The following is a 6138-nucleotide window of genomic DNA, read 5'->3' as shown; positions in this document are numbered from 1 at the left end:
CTCTCGATCCTCTCCATTGCGGCGAGGGAGCTGAACCAGGATCGGGACATCACGATAGAAAAAGGCCCCGCAGCGATGCGGGGCCTTTTCAATTTCTGCAGTGGTGGGCACGGAGAGGCGGCCAGGAAACGCGTCTTACGAATGCCCTGACAGATGTGCCTTTCGCCTTGAGGACGTCCAGTGGGAGCGGACAATTCACTTCGAACGTGGCGCGGCCTGCACGCCACCCTCATTACCAGCTTACACTGTCCCGCAAGGGTCGCACGGCGACTGGTTCTCGCATACGATGGGTTTGCCGGAGTGTCTCGATGTAGTGCTGGTGATAGCTCAGCTGGGGATAGACCTCTCGAGCCGCGTCGAAACTTCCGTCGTCGTCGAAGTCGAAGTAGTCCGCAGCTGGCGGCAACTCAGAGGTGTCGTAGAAATAAACACCCTCGGCATCACGCCAGTGGCGCATCGCCTCGCGGCGTGCCGCGGCGATATTGCGGGCCGGATCCGCGGTCGCAACCAGTTCCTGCCAGATATCGGAATAGTCTTCGGGCAGGATGTCCTTACCCGATTGCGTCTCGCGAAGGCGGCCCAGAATATCGATGTCGCGAATTGCGAATGCCGTTGTGATCGCATCTCGCCCGGCGAGAATCCCGGTCTGGGTGCTGCGATGGACGTAGTGCCCGATATAGGGCTCGATGAGCTTGAAGGCCCACGCACCATTGGGAATGTCGGGAACCCAGTCCATAGCCCCGGGGGTAACAACGATGTTGTCGAGGAAATCGATTTCATAGCCGGCGAGCTTGAAGCCGGGAGAGAACTGGCGTGTGGCGAAGATCAGCCCGGCCCCATGCAATATGTCCCAGTCCTCGAAGCGGATCGAATCGTTGATGAGGAATTCGAACATGGCGCGGTTCAGGTCACTTTCGACGATGTCGAGAAACACGCGGCGTTCGTCTGGATCCTCGAATTCTGCTTCGAGCATGGTCTCGGCTTCCTTTGAGCCGCGTGCCGCATCCCAGCGAACGAGAAAGTCCGATTTGTCGTTCATCAGCGTGTGCTCCATCCGCTTCATCATGTTTTAGATCACCCCCATTTTGGGGGTAAACCTGTAATGGGGGTAGCTGCCCGTGTCCAGAGCGAAAGGCGCGCAGGTGGCGGGAACGGTACAGACACAGGCCTATCGCGACATGATCGCGGCCTTGGCGGCGGCGCGGCAGGCTGCAGGCCTTTCACAGGCGGCCTTGGCGGTGCGGCTGGGAAAGCCTGCGTCCTTCGTGGGGAAGTACGAGCTTGGGGAACGTCGGCTGGACGTGGTGGAGTTGCTGGTGGTGCTGGGCCATCTCGAGCTGAGCTTCGAGGCGTTCTGGAATGCGGCGAAGATCACGTTGCCGGAGATGCTATAGAGGCCACCCCCGTTATCCGATAGGCTGGCCAATGCGGTGATATCGCTCAGGGAGGTGGCGTCGTCATCAGCGATTTTCAGCGTATCAAGGACGAAGCCCGCCGTGCTGGCCGTATTTGACAGGGCAGCCAGTTCTTGGCGGGCCAAAAGCCATGAGGTTTAGGTTTGTCGAAGAACACATTGCCAGCTTTCCAGCCAACCGACTGTGCCGTGGGCGTCAGCGCACGTGGCCTGCGTGCTTTCCGCAGCCGCCCAGATCAACCACATCCTGATATGATAGCGGGTAACGGATGTTGATCAGCAGCAGACGAAGAGCAGTCCAGCCTTTAGATATCCTGAATTTTTGACTAACGAAGCATGATGGTCAAAATTTAACCACGGTTAAGTCGTTTCTGAAACGACCTCAACAGGTTCGCTTTCACAACTCATGTTTCAGTCTTTTGATCTCATCAAGAGCCAAAGCGAGGTGCTGCTCGACCTGTGTCAGGGCAACCTCGGCTTCTGCGGCATCGTCTCGCAATGCCTGTATCTGAGCGTCACGGTCCCGAAGCTTTTCAGTCATCGCATCCATGTGTGCAGACACCTGAGCGAGGAGCTGATCAAAATTAGATTTATCGGCCTTCAAGCTTGGCTTATCCGCACTTAACGAACTGCCTTCGCTCTTTGCATTACGACGCATCTTCCAGGCGGCCTGCAACGGATTTTGGGCATCAGGATGTTTGTGAATATACTCGTCGTACAGCTCCTGAATTTGCCACAGCGCAGCCGGCTTTTCGTTATCCAAGCAGGCTGCCAAGGCATCCATCCCGGCTTCGGTATCGTGCTGATACAGCCTCTCCGCAAGTTCGACAGATGAAATTTTCGCAAGCTGCTTTCTGTCTGCTGGCAGTTCGAGAAAATCAATGCCCCTTACCAGAAATGCATAGGCCCGACGCACTTTATGCAGATGCCCTTTCGAGACAGGTGCCCCTATCTCCTTCATGTGGTGGTGAACGACGTCGACCCATGTCCGACCGTCGGAGGCGACCTGTGACATCGCATCCAGCTGCGACAGAACCAGCCCTAACGTCCGCCAATCCACTGTCGTGCCCGCAGCAGCAGCGGCATCTGCGGGCAGCGCTGACATAATTTCTCCCACGGTATTCGCCTGTTTCTTGTGGATCATCTCGTTCCCCTGAGCACGCAGCTTGGACACAGATGTCTGATTTTTCATCGACCTGCAAGCAGGATACTTGTTATGATACTATATCCTATTATGTATCTCCCCAAGAGAACTGCATTTAGATGCCTATCGAGGAGAGTGCGAGTGCACGGATACGCGAACACGACCGACCTGACTCGCCGCTGGCAAGTCGACCGCAAGACAGCGCGGACTGCGCTCGATCAGGCGGGCGTGCTGCCATCTACGGTACATGCATCACCGCGATATGCGTGGGCAGATATCCTGCGAAAAATCGAAGGTTGGCCGGATCAGGCGATCGCGCTCATGGACCTGTCTGTACCGCTGCGGCGTACGGCCGAGATTGCCGAAGCCTTGTCGGTGAGCTGCCCTACGGTTCGCAATTATGGATCGCTGGGTCGCTTGCATGAGGTCAGGCTCACGGAACGGACCGTGCGTTATGCGATGCCTCATGTCTGCGAAAATCAAAGTGAGGAAAAAACTGAGGGTTCAGGATAAAAGTGAGGAGCGAGCTAAAAGTGAGGTATACACTACAGTAAGATGTTTTTCGAATTGTACTGCAGTGTACGCCTCACATTGAAAATAATACATATATTATATTGACTTAAGTGAGGTAACTATGAGTAGCATCGATAGCATGAAAACAATGGCAGATGTGGTCCAACGGATCGAGAAAGAAACCCCGTTCAGCGAGGCGTTTCAACGGAAAGTTTTGGGGTCCGTACGCCGCATGCGACGTCTCCCCCAATATAATGTTCCACTGGAGCAGATCCCCGCCGATCTCAACTTGTTCGATCGCGTGTGGGGGCGTGGCGCAATCCGCTCGATCCCGATGGGGTTCAAGTCAAAATCATCTTATGCAACGTGGCGGTCACAGGTCAGGTCGGCGCTGTTCGCAGTTGTAGATTCAACGATTGTGAAATCGAAGCAAGGCTCGGACGATGAGTGGTCACAGCTCATTTCTGACTTTGAGGCCAACACGACGCTCGGCAAGAAAGTGATCTCAATCTCTGTTCTGGCTGAAGTGGCCCGTAAAGACGGTGTGGCACCGGCAGACGTTTCAGAAGATTGGCTGCAGTGTGTCGTCGACGCCGCTGATACCACCGGACGATACCGGTCGGTGCAGGCGGCGGCTCAACTGATCCACAAACACGGTGACCTATCGTCTGTGGCCGTGTCGTCCGATTTCGATGGGACATCAATCCGAAAGTCGCAACGCAAGTGCGTACGCGCCCAATTGCCCGAGCCATTGGCGACAGAGGTCCGCGAATGGGAACAGGAGCGCGTGCGGGGAGAGCGCGTAGGGCATCGCCGCAAGCGCATGCGCGGCTGCAGCCAGGCGAGAGCCAAGCAAGCACTTAGCGGTATTACGTACGTCTACAGGGCTCTGTTGGAATGTGGACACATCAAACCAGAGGAACGATGCTCTATCAGTCTTTTGAAAAACGCAGACTGGCTCGAAGACGTTATCGAACGCGAACTTGAGGGTGAGTTCCCATGGGAACAACTCAAAAGAACAACCCTTTTTGAGTATGTAAACAATTGGAAATTGCTTGTAAAAGGCTGCGGTCACGATCCGCTGCCGTTGACCGATGTCATCAGGGATTTCGCAGATTTCCAAAACGTTAAATCAATGTCCGATGATCGTCGGCAATGGTGCGAGATTTTTTTGAATGATCCTACTAAGCAAGCAATTTTGTTGGGCCTGCCCAACCGGCTGTTCAAAGATGCCAAGAAGGCGATGCTCGGCTACGAGGATGGCTCGTCGCATCATAGAAACGCGGCGATTGCTCTTGGAATCGCTGCTGGCGCCGCAGCGATCTGGACTTCTCTGCCGTTGCGGATATCTACCCTGACCAGACTCAGCTATGGTGGTCCAGAGGCAGACGTGCAGCTACATGATGCCCGGAAGGGGCTCATTCTGACGACGCCGCCCGATATTGTCAAAAATGGCTATTCTCACAGCCGCATTCATTTGAGCCCTAAGCGGGGCGGTAGCCCGCACGAAATCATCTCGTGGTACGTTCAAAATGTACGGCCGCATTTGCTGGAGGGCCATATCCAGAGCAGACTGAGACAGCCGAACCTGTTGTTCGCAGGGGTATCGAGCAGCCGTCTGGGCTCGATTTGGCGCGAAGTGACGTTGGACGCGGGCATTCCCATGACCCCGCATCAGATCAGGCACGCTCTGGCGACGTTGCTGGCCAATGAACAGAACGCTGATTACGCAAATATTGCCGCTTTGCTTGGCGACACCGAGATGACGGTCCGCAAGAATTACGTGTTTGTCGATCGCGCCAAGAAGCATGTGGACGGTCAGAATGCATTGGCCCGCATCCAAGGCAATATTCTCATGCGGGGGGGCGTCTGATGCGCACCAGAAAGTCGCTACCTTTCGATGAGTTTCCAAGAAAATTCAAACGCGCGATCAGGGGATTGCAAAGCCCAAGTCGCGGCCGGCGTCGGTACGCCTCAGCAACGTTGACAAGTACAGTGGCTGCTTTCAGCCTATATCTCGGGGTGATGAAAAGGGAAGGTATGCCGCTGGAAATCACTCACGAGGGGTTGGAGGTATACATCGACCATCTTGATGCAGCTCTGCTGCGCAACCGCACCCGAATTGGCTATCTGGCCGCTATTCAAGCTATCGCAAAAGAGACCGGTTACCCCGCTGCGCAGCGCAGGATCATTCTAGGCGACATCGCCTTTTACCGCGAAGCCTTGAAGGGCGACGTACCTGTAAAAGTCCGTAAGCTGGCAGCAAATCCAATTAATCTACGTGATATTGCTCAATGGGCGGTCGAATGGCGCGAGACTGCACATCAGACCGTTTCTCCGGGAAAACGCCGCACCTATTATCAGCGATCCGGGGTCCTGGCGCTTCTCTGTCTGACTCCCGTCAGGATCAGTGATGCCACATCGCTTATCATCGGTGAGCACCTCATTCGCAGTGAGACAGAATGGACGCTCATTTTGACATCCGGGAAATCAGGGTATCGCCATAACGCCCCGCTCCACCACAGTTTGACGAAATATCTTGATGACCAGTTGCTGTATGGTGACGGGTCGTCGGTACAGTTGCGTTATGCCCAGCGACTTGGAACTCCTCTGTTCTGCACGGAAATGGGGGAGATCCTGTCATCACGGACGCTAGCGTATAGTTTCAAGAAAGCGACCGGCCACGGGCCACATATTGTTCGGACTCTGGTCCATGATGCACTTGCCAAGCACGGGTCCCGTGGAAGCGAGTTGGCGCGTGTTTTATGCGGTCAGACCAGCGCGGATATCGGAAACCACTATGAAATCCACGCAAGACGGTCTCGGGCGGAGGAGGCCCAGAAATCTCTGGCGCTCATCCAGATGGATGTCCTAGCCCCAAAAGCTGGCCCTAAGGAGGTTCTGCGTGCACCCTGATCGTAACGCCCGTCAACATGGAACCACCCATTTACCCCGCCGCGCGCGTCGCCTGTCCGTGTTTGGGACAGGCGACGGCGTCACCGGCTACCACCATTTGCGGTTCGCATTTTTTAATCTCGATCCGACCCCTCGGAGCGAGCTGCGATCC

Annotated in this window: 6 protein-coding genes and 1 pseudogene; 5 read left to right on the top strand and 2 right to left on the bottom strand. The window is 55.4% G+C overall.

Going from position 1 to position 6138, the window contains the following annotated elements; genetic code table 11:
• Window positions 1–232 precede the first annotated feature (232 nt).
• Complete coding sequence (locus tag CR254_RS17730; protein WP_145996784.1) at window positions 233–1066, bottom strand: hypothetical protein; 834 nt, start codon at window positions 1064–1066, stop codon at window positions 233–235.
• A 52-nt stretch (window positions 1067–1118) separates the two neighbouring features.
• Here CR254_RS17730 and CR254_RS17725 point away from each other — a divergent pair, with 52 nt between their 5' ends.
• Both CR254_RS17725 and CR254_RS17720 read left to right on the top strand, forming a co-directional pair.
• Window positions 1119–1394, top strand: coding sequence for a helix-turn-helix domain-containing protein (locus tag CR254_RS17725; protein ID WP_245851745.1), 276 nt, complete (start codon window positions 1119–1121; stop codon window positions 1392–1394).
• A gap of 127 nt (window positions 1395–1521) precedes the next feature.
• Window positions 1522–1648: pseudogene (locus CR254_RS17720) on the top strand (IS3 family transposase); the annotation flags it as partial.
• A 163-nt stretch (window positions 1649–1811) separates the two neighbouring features.
• Here CR254_RS17720 and CR254_RS17715 read toward each other — a convergent pair.
• A complete protein-coding gene (locus CR254_RS17715; protein ID WP_180956066.1) occupies window positions 1812–2558 on the bottom strand; it encodes a hypothetical protein in 747 nt (248 codons plus the stop codon).
• Window positions 2559–2699: 141 nt separating this feature from the next.
• On the opposite strand from CR254_RS17715, the gene CR254_RS17710 reads away from it, so the two are divergent.
• The 3 genes from CR254_RS17710 to CR254_RS17700 all read left to right on the top strand — a co-directional run bounded on the left by CR254_RS17710 (window position 2700) and on the right by CR254_RS17700 (window position 5987).
• Entirely contained in the window at window positions 2700–3071 is a 372-nt protein-coding gene (locus CR254_RS17710) for a hypothetical protein (protein WP_097932380.1), read from the top strand.
• Window positions 3072–3192: 121 nt separating this feature from the next.
• Window positions 3193–4944 carry a site-specific integrase gene (locus CR254_RS17705; RefSeq protein WP_097932378.1) on the top strand — a complete coding sequence of 584 codons (1752 nt, stop codon included), beginning with the start codon at window positions 3193–3195 and terminating at the stop codon, window positions 4942–4944.
• Window positions 4944–5987 carry a site-specific integrase gene (locus tag CR254_RS17700; RefSeq protein ID WP_097932376.1) on the top strand — a complete coding sequence of 348 codons (1044 nt, stop codon included), beginning with the start codon at window positions 4944–4946 and terminating at the stop codon, window positions 5985–5987. The genes CR254_RS17705 and CR254_RS17700 overlap by 1 nt, the downstream gene beginning before the upstream one ends.
• The last annotated feature ends 151 nt before the right edge of the window (window positions 5988–6138 follow it).

This window comes from Pontivivens marinum, from assembly GCF_900231835.1.
Taxonomy (GTDB): domain Bacteria; phylum Pseudomonadota; class Alphaproteobacteria; order Rhodobacterales; family Rhodobacteraceae; genus Pontivivens; species Pontivivens marinum.
This window is presented reverse-complemented; position numbering and strand designations above follow the sequence as displayed.